The sequence below is a fragment of the Fontimonas sp. FW305-C-3 genome (assembly GCF_058783185.1).
The window spans coordinates 240,447-262,997 of record NZ_JBYSYK010000005.1; the positions used below are offsets into that span (position 1 = coordinate 240,447).

General features: G+C 64.9%; 18 protein-coding genes. 9 read left to right on the forward strand and 9 right to left on the reverse strand.

Annotation, left to right across the window (positions count from 1 at the left end; all coding sequences use genetic code 11):
* Window positions 1-113: 113 nt before the first annotated feature.
* From AC3WUF_RS19755 to rluD, 6 genes are all read right to left on the reverse strand, one after another.
* Complete coding sequence (locus tag AC3WUF_RS19755; RefSeq protein ID WP_492428861.1) at window positions 114-2,963, reverse strand: efflux RND transporter permease subunit; 2,850 nt, start codon at window positions 2,961-2,963, stop codon at window positions 114-116.
* Between the two features lie 28 nt (window positions 2,964-2,991).
* Window positions 2,992-4,041, reverse strand: a complete 1,050-nt coding sequence (locus AC3WUF_RS19760) for a WD40/YVTN/BNR-like repeat-containing protein (protein WP_492428863.1) — start codon at window positions 4,039-4,041, stop codon at window positions 2,992-2,994.
* Between the two features lie 72 nt (window positions 4,042-4,113).
* Window positions 4,114-5,496 (reverse strand): DUF1329 domain-containing protein, encoded by a 1,383-nt coding sequence (locus AC3WUF_RS19765; RefSeq protein WP_492428865.1) that lies wholly within the window; start codon window positions 5,494-5,496, stop codon window positions 4,114-4,116.
* 84 nt (window positions 5,497-5,580) lie between these two features.
* Window positions 5,581-7,929, reverse strand: a complete 2,349-nt coding sequence (locus tag AC3WUF_RS19770) for a DUF1302 domain-containing protein (protein WP_492428867.1) — start codon at window positions 7,927-7,929, stop codon at window positions 5,581-5,583.
* Between the two features lie 236 nt (window positions 7,930-8,165).
* Window positions 8,166-8,918: a peptidoglycan editing factor PgeF gene (pgeF, locus tag AC3WUF_RS19775; protein WP_492428869.1), complete on the reverse strand. Its 753-nt coding sequence runs from the start codon at window positions 8,916-8,918 to the stop codon at window positions 8,166-8,168.
* A gap of 12 nt (window positions 8,919-8,930) precedes the next feature.
* A complete protein-coding gene (gene rluD / locus AC3WUF_RS19780; RefSeq protein ID WP_492428871.1) occupies window positions 8,931-9,914 on the reverse strand; it encodes a 23S rRNA pseudouridine(1911/1915/1917) synthase RluD in 984 nt (327 codons plus the stop codon).
* A gap of 62 nt (window positions 9,915-9,976) precedes the next feature.
* Here rluD and AC3WUF_RS19785 point away from each other — a divergent pair, with 62 nt between their 5' ends.
* Window positions 9,977-10,807 carry an outer membrane protein assembly factor BamD gene (locus tag AC3WUF_RS19785; RefSeq protein WP_492428873.1) on the forward strand — a complete coding sequence of 277 codons (831 nt, stop codon included), beginning with the start codon at window positions 9,977-9,979 and terminating at the stop codon, window positions 10,805-10,807.
* A gap of 78 nt (window positions 10,808-10,885) precedes the next feature.
* On the opposite strand, the gene AC3WUF_RS19790 is transcribed toward AC3WUF_RS19785, so the two are convergent.
* The 3 genes from AC3WUF_RS19790 to sucC form a co-directional block, all read right to left on the reverse strand.
* Window positions 10,886-12,514, reverse strand: coding sequence for an NAD+ synthase (locus tag AC3WUF_RS19790; protein WP_492428875.1), 1,629 nt, complete (start codon window positions 12,512-12,514; stop codon window positions 10,886-10,888).
* 83 nt (window positions 12,515-12,597) lie between these two features.
* Window positions 12,598-13,473, reverse strand: coding sequence for a succinate--CoA ligase subunit alpha (gene sucD, locus AC3WUF_RS19795; protein ID WP_492428877.1), 876 nt, complete (start codon window positions 13,471-13,473; stop codon window positions 12,598-12,600).
* Between the two features lie 36 nt (window positions 13,474-13,509).
* The gene (gene sucC, locus AC3WUF_RS19800; RefSeq protein WP_492428879.1) at window positions 13,510-14,676 is read right to left on the reverse strand and encodes an ADP-forming succinate--CoA ligase subunit beta; all 1,167 of its coding nucleotides are present in this window, start codon (window positions 14,674-14,676) and stop codon (window positions 13,510-13,512) included.
* A 323-nt stretch (window positions 14,677-14,999) separates the two neighbouring features.
* On the opposite strand from sucC, the gene AC3WUF_RS19805 reads away from it, so the two are divergent.
* From AC3WUF_RS19805 to AC3WUF_RS19840, 8 genes are all read left to right on the forward strand, one after another.
* Window positions 15,000-15,239 carry a PP0621 family protein gene (locus AC3WUF_RS19805; protein WP_492428881.1) on the forward strand — a complete coding sequence of 80 codons (240 nt, stop codon included), beginning with the start codon at window positions 15,000-15,002 and terminating at the stop codon, window positions 15,237-15,239.
* Window positions 15,232-16,884 carry a sensor histidine kinase gene (locus tag AC3WUF_RS19810; protein ID WP_492428883.1) on the forward strand — a complete coding sequence of 551 codons (1,653 nt, stop codon included), beginning with the start codon at window positions 15,232-15,234 and terminating at the stop codon, window positions 16,882-16,884. Before AC3WUF_RS19805 ends, AC3WUF_RS19810 begins: the two co-directional genes overlap by 8 nt.
* A complete protein-coding gene (locus AC3WUF_RS19815; RefSeq protein ID WP_492428885.1) occupies window positions 16,881-18,203 on the forward strand; it encodes a sigma-54-dependent transcriptional regulator in 1,323 nt (440 codons plus the stop codon). Before AC3WUF_RS19810 ends, AC3WUF_RS19815 begins: the two co-directional genes overlap by 4 nt.
* 235 nt (window positions 18,204-18,438) lie before the next feature.
* The gene (locus AC3WUF_RS19820) at window positions 18,439-18,984 is read left to right on the forward strand and encodes a GAF domain-containing protein (protein WP_492428887.1); all 546 of its coding nucleotides are present in this window, start codon (window positions 18,439-18,441) and stop codon (window positions 18,982-18,984) included.
* 20 nt (window positions 18,985-19,004) lie between these two features.
* Window positions 19,005-19,832, forward strand: coding sequence for a sensor histidine kinase (locus AC3WUF_RS19825; RefSeq protein WP_492428889.1), 828 nt, complete (start codon window positions 19,005-19,007; stop codon window positions 19,830-19,832).
* Between the two features lie 32 nt (window positions 19,833-19,864).
* Window positions 19,865-20,509: a response regulator transcription factor gene (locus tag AC3WUF_RS19830; RefSeq protein ID WP_492428891.1), complete on the forward strand. Its 645-nt coding sequence runs from the start codon at window positions 19,865-19,867 to the stop codon at window positions 20,507-20,509.
* A gap of 189 nt (window positions 20,510-20,698) precedes the next feature.
* Window positions 20,699-21,295: a ubiquinol-cytochrome c reductase iron-sulfur subunit gene (petA, locus tag AC3WUF_RS19835; RefSeq protein ID WP_492428893.1), complete on the forward strand. Its 597-nt coding sequence runs from the start codon at window positions 20,699-20,701 to the stop codon at window positions 21,293-21,295.
* 2 nt (window positions 21,296-21,297) lie between these two features.
* Entirely contained in the window at window positions 21,298-22,548 is a 1,251-nt protein-coding gene (locus AC3WUF_RS19840; protein WP_492428895.1) for a cytochrome b, read from the forward strand.
* The last annotated feature ends 3 nt before the right edge of the window (window positions 22,549-22,551 follow it).

Genomic DNA, 22,551 nt, shown 5'->3' on the forward strand with positions numbered 1-22,551 from the left:
GATTATGGAGAAAGCGACGCGGGCTGTCGTGTAGGTCAAGCTCGTCATCGCTCGCCCTACAAACGGCAAGGCCCCGCTCACTGGCGGGGCCTGCCTTTACATCCGCGACCGGATCAGTGGCGCGGCTTGAACACCGGCACTTCACCCGGCGCCAGTTCCTTGGGCTTGAGGATCATCGAGGCGATGGCCGGCAGCAGCAGAATCGCGCCGAACATGTTGGCGGTGAACATGAAGACCAGCATCTTGCCCATGTCGCGCTGGAACTGCAGGCCGGAGTACAGCCAGGTCGCCACGCCCAGAGCCAGCGTGAGGCCGGTGAAGACCACCGCCTTGCCAGTCAGCTTGAGGGTTTTGAAGTAGGCCTCGCGCAGCTTGAAGCCGGCCGCCGTCGCGTCGGCCAAGGTCGCATAAACGTAGATTCCGTAGTCGACACCGACACCCGCAGCCAGGGCAACGACCGGCAGCGTCGCCACCTTCATGCCGATGCCGAGCACCGCCATCACCGCATAGGCCATCCAGGACACCAGGGCCAGCGGCAACATGATGCAGACGATGGACTGCCATTCGAAGAACGACAGGAACACGCAGACAATGATGCCGGCGTAGACGATCAGCAGGATCGGCTTCTCCAGGCGATGTACTTCCTCGTTGGTGGCCGCCATCACGCCGACCTGGGCCGAGGCCAGCGCGAAATTGACCGGGCAGCTCTTGCCCATCGCGGCATAGGCCGTCTCGGCCTCCTGCCGGGTGGCGACCAGCTTCTTGTAGCCCTCGTCGGCCTCGACCTCGGAATCGCTGATGCCCTTGCGCTGCTTCTTGAGCTTCTCGGCGTACTTCTGCGCGGCGACCGTGTGCACGCCGACTTCGCGGCGCGCTTCGGTCTTGCCGTCGCAGTAGGCCTTGTCGACGTCCTTGTGGACGGCGAAGAACTCCGCGGCGTTGCTGTCATTGAAAGCCTTGGCTTCGCTGACGATGCGCGACAGGGTCGTCGCCTTGTGGTCCTTGGTGAACAGGAACACCGCCATCGCCGAGCAGTTCGGATTGAGCAGGCCGGAGGAAGTCGGGATCGGCGTGATCGCCTGCACCATCGTGTACTGGTTGCGCGGCAAGATCTTGAAGCGCGGATTGGCTTCGTTGAACGCTGCATTGACCTGCTTGGCAACCCACGGCAGCGACATTGTCGACTGCACGCCTTCGGTGTTGTCCATGTGCCAGGCGAAGCGGTCGATCTGCGCCATCACCTCGTACTTGATGCAGGCTTCGGCATCGGTCTCGGCGATGACCTTGAAGATGTCGGTGCCGATCGCGAAGTTGCTGGTGACCGCCGCGGTGTCGTTGTTGTAGCGCGAATCCGGCAGCAGCTCCGGCACGCCGGCCTGGCTGTCGCCGACCTGCAGGTTCTTGCCTTCCCACAGGCTCCAGCCGAGCAGCACGCTGCCGACCATGATCGCGACGATGGCCGGCGTCGGCCGCACCATGTTCGACAGCAGATGCCACAGCGGGTCGAACACGCTGTCGCGCTTCTCCTGCTTTTCGGCAAAGGCCTGCGGATCGCCGATGTCGACCCAGGTCAGCCAGATCGGCATCATCACCTTGTTGGTGATGAAGATGGCGAACATGCCCAGCGAGGCGTTCAGTGCCATCTCGCGGATGATGTCGATCGGGATGACCGCAATCAGCGCGAAACCGACGAAGCCGGTCATGATCGCCATCGTTCCGTACACCGCCAGGCGGCGCCAGGTGTGCAGCGAGGCATCGAAACTGTTGCGCTTGAACAGCGTCATTTCGCCGACCCAGGCGTTGACGTACTGCACGCCGTGCGACACCGAGATCGCAATGATCAGGAACGGCACGAGGATCGCGAACGGATCGAGGCCCTTGCCGAACAGACGCAGCAGGCCGAACTCCCAGATCACCGCGGTCACCGCGCAGACCAGCGGCAGGATCGCCAGCTTCATCGAACCGGTGTAGGCCCACAGCAGCAGCCAGGTCATGAACAGCGTGAGGATCAGGAACATCACGACCATCATCGTCGCGTCGATGACATCGCCGACGACCTTGGCGAAGCCGAGGATGTGGACGTCGAGATCCGGGTTGTACTGCGGATTCGGCGCCGTCTCCACATCGACCAGGCTGCCCTTGATCGCGACCTGCACGGTGCCGCCGTCATCGGGCAGCGTGCGCGAGGCGTGCAGCGTCTTGAAGCGCAGCTTCCAGCCCGGATCGACGAAATTCTCGTCGACGACTTCGCCGGCCTTGAGCTGGACGCGGCCGTCTTCCGACGTGAAATCTTCCGTGAGCTTGTAGACGAACTTGGTCTCGCTGGTGAAGCGGCCGCGCACGCGGTCTTCGAGCAGATCGGCGACACGCGCGTAGTCGAGCTTCTCGCCGGTGATCGGGTCGATCTCCATCAGTTCGGAGAACACCATTGAGCCGTTCTGGCTCTTGGTCGTGTAGCGGCCGACGTGACCGCCCTTGTTCACGTTGGCCTTGACCAGGTCGAACATTTCCTGCGTCGGCTGGTACTCGGCAGGAATGACGTTGCCGCCGGAAAAGCCGCCTTCGACGACTTCCAGGAAGCGCACGTCCGGCGTGAACAGCGACGACACGCGCGAGCGGTCGACGCCCGGCAGGAAGAACACTTCGTCGGTCGCCGTCTTCAGCGTCTTGAGGAAGGCCTCGTTGTAGATCTCGCCCTTGCCGTCCTTCTGGATCAGTGCGACCAGCACCGAGTTGGCGCCGCCGAACTCGGCCTGATACTGCTTGAGCACCTTCATGTACGGGTGATCGAGCGGGATCGATTTGTCGAAGCCGGCGTCGCTGCGGATCTGCAGCATCTGCCAGAACAGCACCGCCGTGATCACGAGCAGGATGCCCATCGTCAGGCTGCGGCGGGCATAGATCAGCGGCTCGAACAGCCGCAGGATCTTCTGGGTGGTGGTCAGTTGTTCGTTTTCGCTCATATCCAATTCCTCGCAGGCGCGCGGCCGCTCAAAGCTTCATCGCGACGCTGAGCACGCCGTTCTCGCCGACCAGCAGCAGTCTTTCGCCGAAGGGCAGCACGGCACTCAGCGTGCCGGTGCGTTCCTTGAGCTGGCTGTTGCCCTTGGCGTCGACTTCCTTGACCACCACCGGAATCTTGCTGACCGTGCCATCGGTGCCGATGTGGCGCACGTTGCCGGCCAGACCGGCGAGCACCGGGCTGCCGTCGGGCAGCAATGCGCCGCCGAACAGCGTGGCAACCGAACCGAGGTCGATCGGCGTCCAGCCGCCGCGGCCGTCTTCGCTGACGTAGACATTGCCGCGCAGACCGAAGATCAGCACGCCTTTGTCGCCGCGCGGCAGTGCGCCGAAATAGGAGCCTTCGTACGGCGATTCGAGCGCGGTCCAGGTCGTGCCGCCATCGGCCGAGAAGGCAAGCTTGCCCTGCTCGCCGGCAATGAACAGATCGCCGTTGTTGAGGCGCGCAATCGAGTTGAAATGCAGCTCATCCTCGCGGATCGGCGTATCGACTTCGTTCCAGCTCGAACCACCGTCGGTCGTGTGCAGCAGCAGGCCGTAAGCGCCCACCGCGAACGCGGTGTTGGCGTCGATCGCCAGTACATCAAGCAGCGGCTTTTCGAGTTCCGGCTGGAAGTTCTGCAGATCCCAGGTCTTGCCACCGTCCTTCGTGTGCAGGATCGCCGCATCGTGACCGACCGCCCAGCCGTTGTTGCTGTCGGCGAAGGCTGCGGCATTCAAGGTGGAGCGCGTCGGCGTCTGCACCTGGGCCCAGTCATTGCCGTTGTTCGAAACCAGGATCGCGCCGCGGTCGCCGACGGCAACCAGATGCGCACCGGTATTGACGATGTCGAGCAGCAAGCGGGCCGGACTCAGACGCATGAGTTCGGAAGGCAGCGATACCGCCGGCGGCGCGTCGGCAGCCGCCGTCGCATCGGTCGTTGCATCGATTGCAGCCTCGTCTTGCGCCAACGCGCTGAACGACGCAAACATCGAGCCTGCAGCGATGCAGCCCGCGCACAGTGCTTTTTGTAGGTTCATCGGCTTTCCTCTTCAATCAATTCTGTGCGACGACGGCGCGTCGTCTTTGCGACGCTCTGCTCCGCCACCGGGCTAGTCGTTCTTTGCTTCCTTGGCGAGCTTGGCGGCCAGGCTGGAAACTTCGCCAGGCTCGAAAGCATCTTCGTCGAATACGACGCTGGCGACCTCGGCATCCTCGTTGTCGAGCGCCTGCGCCAGATAGCGATTGTCCTTCAGATCGTACACGGTTTCCGCAACCGCCAGCTCGTACGGCTTGTCGTAGGCGACCAGCGTATGGGTTTCCTGCACGCGCCACAGTTCGTTGCGCGAATCGTAAATATCCACCACGCGGATCTGCCAGCTGTCTTCGTCGACGTAGAAGCGCCGGCGCTTGTAGATGTGCGCGGCGCTGGCGCGCAGCGTCGCATCGACGACCCAGACCCGGCGGATCTCGTAGCGCGTCAGCGCCTGGTTCAGATGCCGCTTGCCGAGCACCTGGCTGTAGGTCAGCGCATCGCTGTGCAGGCGGTAGCTGTTGGCCGGCACCAGCAGTTCCTGCTTGCCGATCAGCTTCCAGTCGTAGCGATCCATTGCGCCGTTGAAGCTGTCGATCTGGTCGTTGGTGCGCAAGCCGTCGGCGCCGGTGCCCAGGGTGTCGTAGCCGAGATTGGTCACCCGCCGCAGGCGCTTCTGCCCCGGGCTGCGCTGCCAGGTGGCGCGCGGTTCCTTGACCTGATCCAGCGTCTCGCGGATCAACAGCGCGGAGCCGGCCAGGCGCGGCGGCTCGGTGATCAGCTGCACGAGTTCGTGCTGCAGATTGTCGAGCGCCTCGATGCTCAGACCCGGCTCGTTGTAGCGGTAGCGCGCGTCTTCACGCAGCTTGACGGCGCTGTAGTCGCCCGACGGCGAGACGGCGAACTGGTTCTTCCAGCGCCGCACCGCCAGATCGCGATACCGCGTCTTGTGGTTCCAGATGACCTCATGCCCATTGGCCGGCACCGGAAACGGAATACCGGTCACCGCGCCGGCCAGCGCTTCGCCGTTGTTGCGCAGCTCGGCGCTCAATGCGTTGCTGCGCGTCGCGGCGTAGATGAAATCCGGATTCGCGAAGCTGCGCCGGGTGCCGTAGACCGGCATGCTGTACGTGTCCGCGTGCTTGCGCAGCAGGGCGATCTGCCCCGAAGTCAGCCACTTCTCGTACTGCAGTAGATTTTCCGCCCGCACCGTGAAGCGCGGCTGGTCCTCCGGATAGGGATCGCAGTAGCGCATCCCTTCGCCCTGGAAGCATTCCGGCACGGCAGTCTGGCCGCCGGTCCATGCTGGAATCGTGCCTTCGGCATTGCCGGCGCGCTCGGCGCCGACCGGCGTCAATGTCGCGTCAAGCTGCGCGGCCTGATCTTCGCTGACGCGTGCGGCGGCCGTGGCCGGCAGCAGCAGCAGAACGGGCATGGCCGCAGTCATCGCGACTGCGGCCATGGTCCGGATCAAACTTGCAGGCTTGCCGCTGATGTCTTTCTTAAGCTGACCCATGCGGTCCTGTATGCATTGATGAGGCTGCGCTTAGAACTGGTAACCCAGCCACAGCAGTACGTTGTCGCGGTCGCTGGTCACATCGCGACCCTTGCCGCCGGTGAACCAGGTGTAGCGCACTTCGCCGGTGTAGTTGGTCAGGAAGTCCCAGCGTACGCCGCCGAGAATCTGCTTGCGACCCTCGACGAAGTTCTGACCGAGGCCTGGCGCAACACCCTGGACGTCGTGGAACAGCGCAGCGAGGAATTCCAGGTTCACGCCCAGGAACGCGTCGTTGTACTTGGTCAGCGTGACGAAACGATAACCGTACGAGATGTCCGTACCGAAGCCATCGAGACCCTTCTGTGCCGTCGGATTCTGGCGCAGGTTCGGATCGCTGCCGTTGGTGGTCGGATCGTTCGGATCGGTGCGCACGTCGATCGGATTGATACCGACGCTGCCGTCGGCGCCCGACGAGATGTGGGTGTTGACGCCGGCGCCCTGGAACTGCAGTTCGTCGAGGCCCGGCATGTCGAACACCTGGGTCATGCCCAGTTCGAGCAGCAGCGTGATCTGGTCGGCATTGATCGGATTGTCGCCGCCGACGGTCTTGATGAACGTCGTGCCGAGCTGACCGACCTTCATGCGCTCGTAGCCGCGGATGTAGTCGCCCGGGCCGTACTCGACGCCGCGATAGACGGAGACGAAGTCCGGTGCCGCGGTGCGACGGCCCGGCAGCGTGGCGATCGGCTCGAGGCTGAAGTCCACGGCCGGGAACGCCGGCTGCAGACCCGCGAACACGAGATCCGTCGTGTGGATCTGGATCGGCATGTTGTCGCGGAACGCGTACTCGCCGGACCAGGCGATGTCGCCGAGCGTCGTGTTGAACGAGATGCCGTAGACGCGGATGTCTTCCGGATACTCGGCGAAATAGCGGATCGAACCGACCGGCAGGCCATCCAGCGGGCCGGTGGCTGGCCCGACGGTCGCGCCCGGGATACCGGCCGCCGCGAGCAGGTTGCCGACCGGAACCCGACAGTCGCCGACCGGATTGATCAGCGTCAGCAGGTTCAGCGCGGTCTGCGTCGGCAGCGCGCCGAGGATCTGGCCGAGCGGACCACCGATCACCGGCAGCTCGCCGACGATGGATTCGTCCGGCAGGCAGCTTGAATCGGCAGCGAGGATGCCGACCGTCGGCAGGCGCGAATGGTAGTTGGCGAAGTACAGACCGACTTCGGTACCGTTGTTGATGTTCTCGAAATAGGTCTTGATCGACGCGCCGTACTGGCCGCCATTGTCCGGACGCAGACCCTTCTCGAATTCGAAGTCGCGCTTCATCGTACGGTCCGAACGCGAACCGAGCACCGAGGCCGGATCGTCCGGATTGCGCCAGGGTTCGTACAGCTCGAGCGGATCCTGCGGCGCGCGGCCGAACGACAGCATCGTGTAGGTCGCACCTTCGCCGAGGATATCGGCGCTGGAGAAGAAGCTGCCGACCGGATCGAGCACGAACGGCTCCCAGTCGTACTGGTAGAAGGCCTCGATGTTCAGGCCTTCGGCGACCTGCGCGTTGACCGTCACCATGCCCACCGGCAGGAACAGTTCCTTGATATCGAAGCCGGGGATGCGCAGCAGCGCCTGGTTCAGCGGGTTGACGGTGTTGAGGCTGTTCAGCGCTAGGAAGCCGCTCTCGCCCCAGTTCAGCACCTGGTTGCCGACCTTGATGCTGACCAGGCGTTCGTCGATCTCGAACGTCTTGCTGACGAAGTAGTCGAGCATCTGCACATCGGTGCCGTTGACGTCGATCGAGCCGTCCGGGTACGCGGTGCGATACGGCTGCAACGTCGTATCCGGATGGGTTTCCTTGAAGCCGTCGTAGTTGGCGTCAAAGAAATAGATGCCGCGGGCAAAGACGTTGAAGCCGGCGATGTCGAAGTTGAGATCGCTCGTCAGCTTGGCCGTCGCGTGGACGATGTCGCGCTTGTCGAAGTTGAGGTTGCCGTCGTCGTTGTTGGGCTGGAAGCTGCCCGGTTGGGCGACGTAGAAGTTGTTGCGGCTACCGAATTCCGGGTCTTCGACGGTGCCGGAGCAGGTGTCGCCCATGAAGAAGTTGTTGCCGCCCGGATCCGGACCGTCGTTGCCCTCCGGCGTGCTCGGATCGCGATCGTCGCCGACGCGGCGGACGCACAGGCCCGGATTGAGATTCGACTTGCTGATCAGGCTGGTGTTGCGATCCTGCATGCGCCACGAGGCGCCGATCGTGACCAGATTCTCCAGCCGGATCTCGTTTTCGCCGATATCGAAGCTCAGCGCACTGGCAGCGCCGCTGTAGCCCAAGGCCATGGCGGCGAGCGAACCCGCCATCCGCGCCAGAACCCGCGACCCAATCTTCTGCATCATTTCCCTGCTCCCCCGAGTCAGTCAGTTGCGCACACAGGCATTGGCCGAAAACTCGGGCACGGCGCTAGTCAACGCTGAGCCTGGTCCTCCTCCGAATGCACGAAACCTGTATGCGGTTTCTTCAAATAGGAATGCGGTGCTCTGTCGTGAACACCATCACCTCAGCAACTTTTAACAGACGCCTAGCAGTGGCGCAACCGAAGCGCGCCACCCATGCAAGATTCAGGATGTATCTACTACCGACGCTGCACCGCAGCGTCGATCCAGATCAGGCTCGCCATTCGTCCGCAGCGCGGCGCACGACGAAAGGAAAACCAGGCATCCGTTTCGCTGTAGGTGCAGCGACCGCCGCCGTAGACCGCGGCGATTCCGGCACGCTGCAAGCGGGCACGCGCGAGTGCGTAGATATCCGCCATCCAGCGATCGTCGCGACCGCGCGTGAAGCAGGCCGCGAATGTCGCGTCGTCGTCGACGAAGCGCGCGCGCACCTCCGGACCCACCTCGAAGGCCTGGGGGCCGATCGCCGCGCCGAGCCAGGCTTGCAGCTTGCCGGGCGAGGTCGGCATCGCCGCCATCGTCGCTTCGAGCACGCCGTCGGCCAGGCCGCGCCAGCCGGCATGCGCGGCCGCCACGGCGGAGCCGTCGAGGGCACTGAAGAGCACCGGCAGACAATCCGCGGTCAGCACGGCGCAGGCAATGCCCGGCTGCGTCGTCCAGGCGGCGTCCGCCTCCGGCTCCGCGTCCGGATCGGGCAAGGCAACGGCGCGCACGCCATGCACCTGCCGCAGCCACCGCGGCGGCTCGGCCAGCTGCAGCGCTGCGCGCAGGTTTTCGCGATTGCCGGCGACCGTCACGGCATCGTCGCCGACATGGGTCGCCAGGTTGAAGCTGTCGTAGGGCGCGACGCTGGCCCCGCCACTGCGCAGGGTCTGCAGCGCCCGGACACCCGGCGGCGACGGCCAGTCCGCGTCTACCCAGGCCGCGCTCATCGGCGCCCGGCCTCAGGCGCTACGCGCGGCATAGCGGCGCAGCAGCGCATACAGCGACTGCATGTCTTCCGGCGGCTCGGCGCTCCAGCTCAGGCGCTTGCCCTTGGCCGGATGGGTCAGCTCAAGCGCCCGCGCATGCAGGGCCTGGCGCGAAAACCCGCGCAGGGCGTCGCGCAAGGCCGGATCGAGGCCGCTGCCGCGCAGCGAGCCGCCATAGACCGGATCGCCAACGATCGGGTAGCGGATATGCGCCAAGTGAACGCGGATCTGATGGGTGCGGCCGGTCTCCAGCTGCACCCGCAGCCGGGTGAACTGGCTGTAGCGCTCCTCGATGCGGTAATGAGTCACCGCATCGCGGCCGCCGTGATCGGTGACCGCCATGCGCAGACGGTCGCGCGGATGACGGCCGATCGGCTCGTCGATCGTGCCGCCGGCGATCAGCTCGCCCTGCACCAGGGTGTCGTATTCGCGGCGGATCTCGCGGGCCTGCAGCTCGGCCACCAGTTTGGTGTGCGCCTTGAGGTTCAGCGCCACGACCATCAGGCCCGAGGTCTGCTTGTCGAGCCGATGGACGATGCCGGCGCGCGGCACGGACGCCGCCTGCGGATAGTGGTACAGGATGGCGTTCTGCAGCGTACCGTCCGCCTGGCCGGCGCCCGGGTGGACGGTCAAGCCGGCTTCCTTGTTGACGACCAGGATGTCCTTGTCGGCATGCAGCACGGTGATCGGGATGTCCTGCGGGCCGACGCGGAAATCCTCCTCGGCCTCGGCATCGAGCAGCAACTGGGCGCCCCCCTTGACCGGCTCGCGCTGGCGGGTCACGACCTCGCCGTCGACGCGCAGGCGCCCGCCGTCGATCCAGGCCTGGAGGCGCGAGCGGGAGTAATCCGGGAACAGCTTGGCGCAGGCGGCATCCAGCCGCAGGCCGTCCATTTCCTCGGGAACTTCGGCGCGCTGCTGCAGGTCGTTATCGTCGTCGGGTTGACTGGCGGTCATCGGCTATACTCGCGTCGCGCCTGCAGTCTCAGCAAAGCCATTTTCCACACTCTGATTAGCCAATGAATTTCCGCATTGTCGCCGTTGCGGCGCTTGCAGCCTTGAGCGCTGCGTGCAGTTCCAATCCCGACCGCCTGCCGGCCGAGAATCCGTTCAAGCCGGAGCAGTACAGCACGCGCGAACAGCGCCTCCAGGCGAGCGAATTGTACCGACTTGCCCGCGAGTCGCTGGAATCCAGCGACTTTGCGACGGCGGTGCAGCGCTACGGCACGCTGATCCTGCGCTATCCGTTCACCGATTACGCGGTGCAGGGCCAGGTCGAGCGCATCTATGCGCTGTACCGCAACTTCCAGGCCGACGAAGCGCTGGCGCAGGCGGACCGCTTCATGCGCGACTACCCGCGCAGCGAGAACACCGCCTACGTCCAGTACATCAAGGGCCTGGTCAATTTCGGTCGCGACGCCGGCATCTCGGAGGCACTGGGCTTCGATACCACGCGCCGCGACACCAGCAACCTGCGCCGCTCGTTCGACGATTTCAGCCTGCTGATCCAGCGCTTCCCGCAGAGCCCTTACGTGGCCGATGCGCGCGATCGCATGATCTTCCTGCGCAATCGCCTTGCGCAGCACGAACTGACCGTCGTCGAGTACTACTTCCGTCGCGGTGCGTTTGTCGCCGCGTCGAAGCGCGCCGAGCAGGTTGTCGCCCAGTATCCGGGCTCCCCGGCGACGATCCAGGCACTGGCCATGCTCGAGGAGAGCTACACCGCGCTGGATCTGCTTCCGCAGGCAACCGATGCGCGCAAGCTGCGCGAGGCCTATCTGGCTTCGGCGGTCACCGAGAAGCTCAACGAAGCCGTCACGCCCGTCGACGCGCCGCCGGCAAAAAGCTGAATGTAGGATGGGCCGCGAGGCCCATCGCTGCGCAGTTGCCGGCTGAAACGATGGGCCTCACGGCCCATCCTTCAATTCTCAGATGTCGCCGTACTGCGCGGTGAGCGGATAGCGCCGCTCGCGGCCGAAGGCGCAACGCGTGATCTTGGGCCCCGGCGGCGCCTGGCGACGCTTGTATTCCGAACGTCGCACCAGCGCGGCGACGCGCTTGACGACAGCCTCGTCGAAGCCGAGCGCGACGATCTCCGGAATCGACAGCTGATCCTCGACATAGGCTTCGAGCAAAGGATCCAGCACCTCGTAGGGCGGCAATGAATCCGAATCCTTCTGGTCCTCGCGCAGCTCCGCGCTCGGCGGCCGGGTGATCACGCGCTCGGGGATGATCGGCGAAATCGTATTGCGATACCGCGCGAGCTGGTACGCCAGGGTCTTGTAGACGTCCTTCAACGGCGCGAAACCGCCGCACATGTCGCCGTACAGCGTCGCGTAGCCGACCGCCATCTCGCTCTTGTTGCCGGTCGTCAGCACGACCTGGCCGAACTTGTTCGACAGCGCCATCAGCAGCACGCCGCGGCTGCGCGACTGGATGTTCTCTTCGGTCAGATCGACCGCCTTGCCGGCGAAGGTTTCGGCCAGTGTGCCGGTCACCGCCTGAAAGACCGATTCGATCGGCAGCGTCGAATAGCGGATGCCCATCGCCTCGGCCTGGAGGCGCGCATCGTCGTTGGACATCTGCGCGGTGTAACGCGAAGGCATCGAAACGCCCCAGACCCGTTCCGGACCGAGCGCATCGGCGGCGACCGCGGCGACGATGGCCGAATCGATGCCGCCGGACATGCCGACCAGTGCGCCGGGGAAGCCGTTGCGATTGACATAGTCGCGCACGGCCTGGACCAGGCCGCGCCAGACCACCGCTTCTTCGGGCAGCTCGGTCCGCAGCGCGCCGCTGAAACGGCCATCGGCATAAGTCAGCGCAAAGATGCCTTCCTCGAACAGCGGTGCCGAAAAAGCCAGGCGACCGTCGCCGTCGACAGCGATCGAGTCGCCATCGAAGACCACATCGTCCTGGCCTCCGACGCAGTTGACGTAGACGATCGGGAATGAATTTTCCGCGACGCGCTGGGCCAGCTCGCGGCGGCGTGCCGCAGATTTCTCGATATCGAACGGCGAAGCGTTGATGTTGATCAGCAGTTCGGCGCCCTGCGCGCGCGCCGCTGCCGCGGGCGCTCTGCCCCAGACGTCCTCGCAGATGCACAGGCCCAGGCGCCGGCCTTCGTGTTCGAACACCAGTGTGCTGTTGCCCGGCGTGAAGTGGCGACGCTCGTCGAACACGCCGTAATTCGGCAGCAACTGCTTGCGCGTGCGCGCGACGATCTGGCCATCGCGGATCACATAGGCGGCGTTATAGGTCGCGCGCATGCCGGCGCTGTGGCCAGCGAATTCCGGCAGGCCGACGATGATGGTGATGCCCTGCACTTCACGCAGCAGGCGCTGCACGCCCTCGTCGATCAAGCGCGGCATCGCCGAACGCAGCAGCAGGTCGTCCGGCGGATAGCCGATCAGCGACAGTTCGGGACAGGCCAGCAGGCTTGCACCAAGTTCATCACGCGCATGCCTGGCGGCGTCGATGATCTTGTCGACGTTGCCTTCCACATCGCCAACCCAGAGGTTGATCTGGGCCAGCGCCATCTTTAGCGGTTGTGCCATGGCGTCCCTGCATCAAAAGAAAAGCGGGCGCGACTGAGAACAGTCTACGCCCGCCTTGTTTGTTGCTACGCGTTTTTCCAGCGTTACTTCAGCAGCGACAGCATCGCCGCGCCGAGATCCGCCGGCGAGCGCACGGTCTTGACGCCAGCCGCTTCGAGCGCGGCGAACTTCTCGTCGGCCGTACCCTTGCCGCCCGAGATGATCGCGCCGGCGTGGCCCATGCGCTTGCCCGGCGGCGCGGTGACGCCGGCGATGTACGCGACGACCGGCTTCTTGACGTTGGCCTTGATGTAGTCGGCCGCTTCTTCTTCGCTGGCGCCGCCGATTTCACCGACCATGATGATGCCGGCGGTGTTCGGATCCTTCTCGAACTGCTCGATGACTTCGATGAAGCCCCAGCCGCGCACCGGATCGCCGCCGATGCCGACGCAGGTCGACTGGCCCAGGCCGTTCTGCGTGGTCTGGTAGACCGTTTCATACGTCAGCGTGCCGGAGCGCGACACGATGCCGATCTTGCCCGGCTTGTGGATGTGGCCCGGCATGATGCCGATCTTGCACTCGCCCGGCGTGATGACGCCCGGGCAGTTCGGTCCGATCAGCACGGAGTTCTTGTACTGCGTGCGCAGGGCGGCCTTGACCTTGACCATGTCATTGACCGGAATGCCTTCGGTGATGCAGACGATGACGCGGATGCCGGCATCCGCCGCTTCGAGGATCGCGTCGGCGGCGAACGGCGCCGGCACGTAGATCATCGTCGCGTCGGCACCGGTCTTGGCGACGGCGTCGTGGCAGGTGTCGAACACCGGCAGGTTCAGATGCTGGCTGCCGCTGCGGCCCGGCGTGACGCCGCCGACCAGCCGCGTCCCGTAGGCGATCGCCTGTTCGGAATGGAAGGTGCCCTGCTTGCCGGTGAAGCCCTGGCAGATCACCTTGGTGTCTTTGTTGATCAGAATGCTCATCGTGCTATCTCTGGTTCTTTCTGGGGCGCTGGCGCTTTAGGCGCTCTTGGCCAGCTTGACCACGGTCTTCGCGGCTTCGGTCAGGTCATCGACCGGCGTGATCTTCAGACCCGAACTCGCGAGCATCTCGCGGCCCTTGTCCATGTTGGTGCCCTGCAGGCGCGCAACGACCGGCACCTTGAGACCGATCTGCTTGACGGCCTGGATGATGCCTTCGGCAATCAGGTCGCAACGCACGATGCCGCCGAAGATGTTGATGAAGATCGCCTTGCACTCGGGCGACTTCGTGATGAGCTTGAAGGCTTCCGTCACCTTCTCAGCCGTGGTGCCGCCGCCGACGTCGAGGAAGTTGGCCGGACGGCCGCCGTGCAGCTTGACGATGTCCATCGTCGCCATCGCCAGGCCCGCGCCGTTGACCATGCAACCGATGTCGCCGTCGAGCGTCACGTAGTTGAGGTCGTACTTCGAGGCATCGCGCTCGCGTTCGTCTTCCTGCGAGAAGTCGCGCATTTCAGCGATCGCCTTCTGGCGATACATCGCGTTGGAGTCGAAGTTGATCTTGGCGTCGAGCGCCATGACGTCGCCGTCCTTCGTCACGATCAGCGGATTGATCTCCACCATCGCGGCGTCGAGGTCGACGAACATGCGGTAGAGGTTCATCAGGATCTTGGTGAACTGATCAACCTGGGTCTTGTTCAGTTCCATGAAGAAGCCGAGCTGGCGCGCCTGATAGGGCTGCAGGCCAGCGGCCGGATTGACATAGACGTGCTTGAGCTTTTCCGGCGTGTTGTGCGCCACTTCCTCGATGTCCATGCCGCCGGCGGCGGAAGCCATGAACACGATGCGCTCGCGCGAGCGATCGACGAGCACCGACACATACAGCTCGCGGGCGATCGCCGACGGCGTTTCGACCCAGACGCTGTTGACCGGCAAGCCTTCGGGGCCGGTCTGGATCGTGACCAGCTGCTGGCCCAGCATTTTCTTGGTCGCTTCTTCGACGGCATCGAAGCCGTCGACCAGCTTGACGCCGCCGGCCTTGCCGCGGCCGCCTGCGTGAACCTGCGCCTTGACTACAAATCGCTCACCGCCGATCTGCTTCGCCGCTGCGCGCGCACCTTCCGGGCTGGTCGCCAGCTGTCCCTTGGGGACGACGATGCCGTAGCGCGCAAAAATTTCCTTTGCCTGATATTCATGCAGATTCATGCTGCTTCTCTGTTTGGGCCGGTTCGTCGCAGTAGCCCGTTTGGGCACTTCCTCAAAGGCGCTGCCGCAAATCCGGCGGAACAGAAAAAGCTCAGGGACCGTTCCGCCGTTGGAACGCGTCGCCGATCTTGTCGTCCGTTTTGGGGATGTTGCGCCTGCGCGGAGCAGGTAAGTGACATCAAACTGGCTACATGAACGCGCGGCATTCTTACTTACATCCCGCCGTGAAGCAAAAAACGCCGGCCGACCCCGTAACATCGGCCGACCCGCACCGCGGATTCAGCATCCCGACTGCCCCAAATCGGCGCGTCATTGGTCCTACAATGGCGCTCACGGAGGCGTTTGCCATGACAATTTTGAGAATTCTGCTGCTCGTCGCAGCTGCCTGGCTGGTCTGGCGCATTTTTCGCCAGGTGCGCGCGCAGCTTCAGCAGCCGGCGGCGCCGCAGAACAATGTCCGCGACGAGCTTTACGAACCGATGGCGCAATGCGCCAAGTGCGGCACGCACATGCCCGCGAAAGTGCTGAATTCAAAAGGAACTTGCGGCCGCTGCAGTGAATGACGCGGTTGCCGCGGCGGCCCTGAAGATGCCGGTGCGCGCGCCGGTCGTCGGCGAGCGCACCGAAGACTGGCGCATCCTCGCGGTACTCGGACCGTATCGCCTGCTGCTGGTCACGACCCTGCTGACCCTGCACCGCAGCGGCTTTGCGCCGGAATTCTTCGGCCTGCTCAAGCCAACCACCTTTTTCTACGGCTGCCTCGCCTACGCGCTGCTCGCGCTGGTACTGCTGCTGCTCGGTGCGTTCCGGCGCCCGCGCGTGCGCGTTCAGGCGCATCTGCATCTGGCGGTCGACCTGCTGACGATCGGCACGCTGGTTTACGGCGCCGGCGGCATCAGCAGCGGCCTGGGCATCCTGCTGGTTCCGCCAGTGGTCGGCAGCAGCCTGGTGCTGAGTCCGCGCCTGGCCGCGGTCCACGCAGCGATGGCGACGCTGACAATGTTCGGCGCCGAAGCGATCCACCAGATCGACACCCACACGCTCGACAGCGCAGACTATTCGCAGACCGGACTGCTCGGCCTGATGTTCTTCGTCTCGAGCCTCGTCGCCAACACGGTGGCGCAGCGCGCACGCCGCTCCGAGGCGGTGGCGCAACGTGTCGGCAGCGAGTTCGTCAATCTGTCGCGGCTATCGGAAAACATCATCGAATCGATGCAGACCGGCGTACTGGTCGTCGACTCGGGCAACCGCGTTCGCGTCGCCAACGCGGCGGGACGCCGGCTGGTCGGCGATGACCTGCTGCCGGGCGCGAACCTGCCGCAGGCGGTGCCGGTCCTCCACGCAGCGCTGCAGCAGTGGCGCGAGGGCCGCGGCGACAATGCCCTGCCGCTGGCGATGCACCGCAGCGGCCGCGAGCTGATGGTGCGTTTCACCCGTCTGGGCTGGGGCGCCGAGGCGCAGATCCTGCTGTCGCTCGAAGACGCCAGCCAGCTGCAGGAGCAGGCGCAGCAGATCAAGCTCGCCGCGCTGGGCCGTCTGTCGGCCGGCATCGCCCACGAGATCCGCAATCCGCTGTCGGCCATCACCCAGGCCAGCCAGCTGCTCGCCGAGTCGACCGCGCTCGATGCCGGCAACCAGCGCCTGCTGGAAATGGTGCAGCGTCATGCGGCACGCATCGAACGCATCGTCCGCGACGTACTGGATCTGTCGCGGCGCAGCAGCGCCGATCAGGTGCGTCTGCGCCTGCGCGAGTGGCTGACCCGCACCGCCTCGCTCTATCACGAGAGCTATCCGCAGTCCGCGCGCCCGATCGAGCTGACCGACGTGCCGGCCGATCTCTACATCCAGTTCGACACCGAGCACCTGCAGCAGGTGCTGTTCAATCTCTGGGACAACAGTTTCGGTCACGGCGGCCGCGCCCAGCGGGCGGTCACGGTCATGATGCAGGCCTCGCTCAGCGACGACGACGGCGCGGTGATCCTCGATGTCTTCGACGACGGCCCGGGCATTCCGCCCGAAATGCATGAGCGCATCTTCGAGCCGTTCTTCACCTCGACCGCCAGCGGCACCGGCCTGGGGCTGTATCTGTGCCGCGAACTCTGTGAATACAATCAGGCCCGCATCAATCACGTCCCGAGCCGGCACGGCGCCATGTTCCGCATCCGCTTCAGGGGCCGCACGCCGCCCACGACGACCGCCATCGCATGACCACTCCCTGCGTCCTGATCGTTGACGACGAACCCGACATCCGCGAACTCGTGGAGATCACGCTGTCGCGGATGGGCCTGCGCACCGATGCCGCCGCAACGCTGGCCGAAGCGCGCGAGCGCCTGCAGAAACAGACCTTCGATGTGTGCATCACCGACATGCGGCTGCCGGACGGCAACGGCATCAGCCTGGTGGCCGATATCCAGCGCCTGGCGCCGCAGACGCCGGTCGCCGTCATCACCGCGTACGGCAATGCCGAGGCCGCGGTCGACAGCCTGAAGGCGGGCGCTTTCGATTTCGTGTCCAAGCCGGTGGACGTTGCCGCGCTGCGCAAGCTGGTCGACACCGCGCTCAAATTGCGCGGCACGCCGCCGCCGGCCGAACCCGGCGGCGGTCTGCTCGGCTCGCATGAAAGCATCCGCCAGCTGCGCGCCATGATCAGCCGGCTCGCGCGCAGCCAGGCGCCGGTGCATATCTCCGGCGAATCCGGCACCGGCAAGGAACTCGTCGCAAGACTGATCCACAGCAGCGGTCCGCGCAGCGCGGCGCCGTTTGTCGCGGTCAACTGCGGCGCGATTCCCGGCGAACTGATGGAGAGCGAATTCTTCGGCCACCTGAAAGGCAGCTTCACCGGCGCGCATCGCGACAAGTCGGGGCTGTTCCAGGCCGCCGAGGGCGGCACGCTGTTTCTCGACGAAGTCGCCGAGCTGCCGATGCATATGCAGGTGAAGTTGCTGCGCGCATTGCAGGAGCGGCGGGTCCGCGCCGTCGGCGCCGAACAGGAACTGCCGGTCAATGTCCGTATCATCTCGGCCACCCACCGCGATCTCGGCGAGCTGGTCCGCGCCGGTCAGTTCCGTCAGGACCTCTTCTACCGGCTCGATGTCATTGCGGTGCGTACGCCGCCGCTGCGCGAACGCGCCGGCGACATTCCCGAACTCGCGCGGCACATCCTGGGGCGCATTGCGCGCGATGCCGGCATGGACCGCGTGCCGCAGCTCGACGAGCATGCCAGCGAAGGGCTGCGCCAGTACCCGTTTCCCGGCAACGTGCGCGAACTGGAAAACGTGCTCGAACGCGCGATGACCCTGTGCGACGGCGAGCGCATCACGATGGCCGATCTGCAGCTGCGTCCGCCGTCCGCTGCACCAACACCGTCCGGACTCGAGCAACAGATGGACGACATGGAACGCCAGGCGATCCGCGACGCCCTCGTCCGCACCCGCTACAACAAGACACGCGCGGCGGAACTGCTGGGCATGTCCTTCCGCTCATTGCGATACAGAATCAAGAAGTTGGGCCTCGACAGCGAGCCCTGAAGCAGGCTCGGCCGGTGCCGAAATGGTCAATCCGCGGGCTTGCGAAATACCCGAAACGCGGCGGTAAATTCATCTGATACACTCGCCCGACATTAGCCGCACCACCGACGTAGTGGTGCAACCAGTGGCATGCAACTTGCGGTACGCAGTGCTCAATACTGGAGGAACTGACTTGTTGATTCACCAACCGCCCAACCTGGCTCGCGGCAGCCGGGCGTTGTCATCGAATGGTGGCTTGCGCCAGCAGGCTCACCGTGTCCGCCGCAGCGTCATCAGCTGGCCGCGCAGCATCGCCAGCGAGGCCGCCCAGCAGGTGCTGCGCAATACACTGCGCTCGGCCTGCGATGTCATCGGCGCCGACCGCGGCTTCATTCTCCAGACCCGCGACAACGGTAGCCTCGATGTCGCCTGCGCCTGCCGCATCGGCCCCAAGGAATTGATCGACGCTGCCCTCGGCCGCGCCGCACCGGCGCTGCACCAGGCGATGGCCCACGACAAGCTCGGCCTGGTCGACCGCAAGGGCGTCATGCTGGAAAGCTTCGAACGACAGGACAACGCCCCGGTGGCGGTCGCCCTGCCGCTGGATCTCGGCTCCGGCCAGCGCGGCGCGCTGTGCCTGCTGCGCGAAGACGAACCGCGGGCGCTGTCCGCGCTGGATGCCGAGATTCTCGGCGCGCTGGCCGATCAGGCGGCGCTGGCGATACGCGCCGCCAGCCAGGAATCGGCACTGACCAAGCTCGCCGCCAGCCTCCAAGAATTCGCCAACAGGCACGCCGGCTGATCCGGTCGGCCAATCCGGTCATGGATTCCGAGCGCAAGGCCTCAGCTGACCCCGGCCTCGCCTCAAGCGCCAACGACAGCGGCGAGACTTTCCGCCAGGCGGTGCTGCGCCAGGTCGAGGCGCTGACCGCCGACAACCAGCGTCTGCTGCAATCGGTGGTCCGCAGCGAACGCCGTTTCCGCACCCTCGCAAAATCGGTCTGGCACGTTCAGGAAGAAGAACGCCGCCGTCTTGCGCGCGAACTGCACGACGGCATCGGCCAGACGCTGACGGCGGTCGCCAACCAGTTGCAGCGCATCCTCGACGACGCCCGCGGCGCCGGCAATCTCGGCCTGGAACACCGGCTGTTCGATGCGCTGGAAGTCACCCGCAGCGCCCTGCACGACACGCGCGAGCTGTCGCGCCTGCTGCGGCCGACCCTGCTTGACGACCTCGGCCTCGACGCCGCGCTCAACTGGCTGGTGCGCACGCTCGCCGAGCGAACCGGACTGGCCATCGACCTGCAATCCGGCCTCGACGAAGAGCGCCTGCATCCCGACATCGAAACCCTTGTGTTCCGCATCACGCAGGAAGCGCTGACCAATGTGATCCGCCACGCCAGCGCCAGCACGGTTCATATCAAGCTGCAGCGGCGCGGCGACACCCTGGTGTTGCGGGTCGAGGACGATGGCAGCGGTTTCGATACCCAGGCCGTGACCGACAGCGAGCGCGGCGGCGGCAGCAGCGGCCTGCGCGGCATGCGTGACCGTGCCGAGCTGTTTGGCGGACGCATCGACGTGAAGTCGATTCCGGACCAGGGCACCGCCGTACAAATGACGCTAGGCTTGGACCCCGGCGACCGTCGTTAAATCGCGTCCCATACCCCCAAACGCAGACCCCCATGACTCCGATCCGCCTGTTGGTCGCCGACGACCACACCATCGTCCGCGAAGGCCTGGTCTCCATGCTCGAAGAGACCGGCGAATGCCAGGTCGTCGCCCAGGCGCCGGATGGCTTCCAGGCGATGGAGCTGGCGCTCAAGACCCAGCCGAATGTCGTCGTCACGGATATCTCGATGCCGCGCATGTCCGGCCTCGAGGTCGTCAAGCGCGTCCGCGCCGAACTACCGGAAACCCGCACGCTGGTCCTGACGGTGCACGAGGAAGACGAGTACATCCTGCCGATCCTGCGTGCGGGCGCGAATGGCTTCCTGAACAAGGACACCTCGGTGGCCGAGCTGATGACCGCGATCAAGGCCATCCACGGCGGCCAGAACTACTTCGGGCCGCGCGCGACCAAGGCCCTCGCCGACCGCCAGAGCCGCGGTCGCAGCATCAGCACCGACCCCTATGAAAGCCTGACCGCACGCGAGCGCGAGACCTTCCATCTGGTGATCCAGGGCAAGACGACGAAGGAAATCGCGCAGATTCTCGACATCGGCGTCAAGACCGCCGAGAACCACCGGGCCCGCATGATGGAAAAGCTCGGCCTGCGAAACACCGCGGAAGTCGTCCGGTTCGCCGCGCTGCGGGGCCTGCTGTCCTGAGCCGCCGGGGCCGGCGCGGATTGCGCCACCACGGAATTTTGCAAAATCAAGGCTTACCCCCGGCCTGACCCTGCCGTTATACTGTTGCGGTTAGGCCAAGCACAGCGCAGCCAGGCACCTGACTGCGCCATTTTTGTGTGCTTGCGCCTCGCGGATTTCATCATCATCTCCTCGAAGGGGCTTTGTTCAATGAGCAATCAAGGCGTGGATCCCAGTCGACGCCGTTTCCTGACGCTGACGACCACGGTCGTTGGCGGTGCAGGTGCGGCAGCGGCGGTCTGGCCGTTTCTCGCGTCGCTGAAGCCGAGCGAACGCGCAAAGGCGTTAGGCGCGCCGATCACCGTCGATGTCAGCCACATCGAAGACGGCCAACGCATCATCGTCGCCTGGCGCGGCAAGCCGGTCTGGGTCGTCAAGCGCACGCCGGAAATGCTGGCATCTCTGCCCAAGGTCAACGCGCAGCTGCGCGATCCGGAAAGCGCCGAGAAGCAGCAGCCGGATTACGTCAAGGGCGAAGCCCGCGCGATCAAGCCGGAAATGCTGGTCATGGTCGGCTCCTGCACTCACCTGGGCTGCTCGCCGGTGTTCCGTCCGGACCATCCGGCCGCGGACATCGACCCGAACTGGGAAGGCGGTTTCTACTGCCCCTGCCACGGCTCCAAGTTCGACCTCTCCGGCCGCGTCTACAAGGGCGTGCCTGCACCGCTGAACCTGGTTGTGCCGCCGCACCGCTACGACGGCGATCACACCATCGTCGTTGGTGAAGACCAAGTGGGGGCTGCATAAACATGGCCATCGTTCCCAACCCGCACAAGACGACCGGCGTTCTCGGCTGGATCGATGATCGCTTCCCGCTCACGAAGATGTGGAAGGATCATCTGACCGAGTACTACGCGCCGAAGAACTTCAACTTCTGGTACTTCTTCGGTTCGCTCGCCCTGCTGGTCCTGGTCAACCAGTTGCTGACCGGCATCTTCCTGACGATGCATTACAAGCCGGACGCCACGCTGGCCTGGCACAGCGTCGAATACATCATGCGCGACGTGCCCTGGGGCAACGTCATCCGCTATCTGCATTCGACCGGCGCCTCGGCGTTCTTCATCGTCGTCTACCTGCACATGTACCGCGGCCTGCTGTACGGCTCGTACCGCAAGCCGCGCGAGCTGATCTGGCTGTTCGGCTGCCTGATCTTCCTGGCGCTGATGGCCGAAGCCTTCGCCGGCTACGTGCTGCCCTGGGGTCAGATGTCCTACTGGGGCGCGCAGGTGATCATCTCGCTGTTCGGCGCGATCCCGGTGATCGGCCCGGACCTCGTGATCTGGGTGCAGGGCGACTACATCCCGTCGGATGCCACGCTCAACCGCCTGTTCTCGCTGCATGTGATTGCGCTGCCGTTCGTCATCGTCGGCCTGGTGGTTGCCCACCTGCTGGCACTGCATGAAGTCGGCTCCAACAATCCGGACGGCGTCGAGATCAAGAAGCACAAGGATCCGAAGACCGGCATCCCGCTCGACGGCATCGGCTTCCATCCGTACTACACGGTCAAGGATCTGGTCGGCGTCGGCGTGTTCTTGATCATCTTCCTCGGCGTCGTGTTCTTCGCGCCGGATGGCGGCGGCTACTTCCTCGAGAAGCCGAACTTCCAGGAAGCCAATCCGCTGGTCACGCCGGAGCACATCACGCCGGCTTGGTACTTCGGTGCCTTCTACGCGATCCTTCGCGCGATTCCGGACAAGCTGCTCGGCGTCATCGGCATGTTCGGCGCCGTGCTCGTCATGTTCGCGCTGCCCTGGCTGGACCGCTCGCCGGTCAAGTCGGTGCGCTACAAGGGCCCGATCTTCAAGACCGCACTGGCGCTGTTCACGGTGTCGTTCATCGCCTTGTGCTACTTCGGCCTGCAGCCGCCGAGCCCAGTCGGCACGCTGGTATCCCGCATCGGAACGTTCATCTATTTTGCGTTCTTCCTGCTGATGCCCGTCTACACAAAAATCGACAAGACCAAGCCGGTTCCGGAGCGCGTGACCTATGAAGCGCATTGATCT

Excerpts from the sequence above, each read along its gene's own strand:
- AC3WUF_RS19815 (WP_492428885.1), top strand. The coding sequence starts at position 16,881 with ATGACCACTCCCTGCGTCCTGATCGTTGACGACGAACCCGACATCCGC.
- AC3WUF_RS19840 (WP_492428895.1), top strand. The coding sequence starts at position 21,298 with ATGGCCATCGTTCCCAACCCGCACAAGACGACCGGCGTTCTCGGCTGG.
- AC3WUF_RS19765 (WP_492428865.1), bottom strand. The coding sequence starts at position 5,496 with ATGGCCGCAGTCGCGATGACTGCGGCCATGCCCGTTCTGCTGCTGCTG.
- AC3WUF_RS19825 (WP_492428889.1), top strand. The coding sequence starts at position 19,005 with ATGGATTCCGAGCGCAAGGCCTCAGCTGACCCCGGCCTCGCCTCAAGC.
- sucD (WP_492428877.1), bottom strand. The coding sequence starts at position 13,473 with ATGAGCATTCTGATCAACAAAGACACCAAGGTGATCTGCCAGGGCTTC.
- AC3WUF_RS19830 (WP_492428891.1), top strand. The coding sequence starts at position 19,865 with ATGACTCCGATCCGCCTGTTGGTCGCCGACGACCACACCATCGTCCGC.
- pgeF (WP_492428869.1), bottom strand. The coding sequence starts at position 8,918 with ATGAGCGCGGCCTGGGTAGACGCGGACTGGCCGTCGCCGCCGGGTGTC.
- petA (WP_492428893.1), top strand. The coding sequence starts at position 20,699 with ATGAGCAATCAAGGCGTGGATCCCAGTCGACGCCGTTTCCTGACGCTG.
- AC3WUF_RS19805 (WP_492428881.1), top strand. The coding sequence starts at position 15,000 with ATGGCGCTCACGGAGGCGTTTGCCATGACAATTTTGAGAATTCTGCTG.
- AC3WUF_RS19790 (WP_492428875.1), bottom strand. The coding sequence starts at position 12,514 with ATGGCACAACCGCTAAAGATGGCGCTGGCCCAGATCAACCTCTGGGTT.
- AC3WUF_RS19785 (WP_492428873.1), top strand. The coding sequence starts at position 9,977 with ATGAATTTCCGCATTGTCGCCGTTGCGGCGCTTGCAGCCTTGAGCGCT.
- AC3WUF_RS19760 (WP_492428863.1), bottom strand. The coding sequence starts at position 4,041 with ATGAACCTACAAAAAGCACTGTGCGCGGGCTGCATCGCTGCAGGCTCG.
- AC3WUF_RS19770 (WP_492428867.1), bottom strand. The coding sequence starts at position 7,929 with ATGATGCAGAAGATTGGGTCGCGGGTTCTGGCGCGGATGGCGGGTTCG.
- rluD (WP_492428871.1), bottom strand. The coding sequence starts at position 9,914 with ATGACCGCCAGTCAACCCGACGACGATAACGACCTGCAGCAGCGCGCC.
- sucC (WP_492428879.1), bottom strand. The coding sequence starts at position 14,676 with ATGAATCTGCATGAATATCAGGCAAAGGAAATTTTTGCGCGCTACGGC.
- AC3WUF_RS19755 (WP_492428861.1), bottom strand. The coding sequence starts at position 2,963 with ATGAGCGAAAACGAACAACTGACCACCACCCAGAAGATCCTGCGGCTG.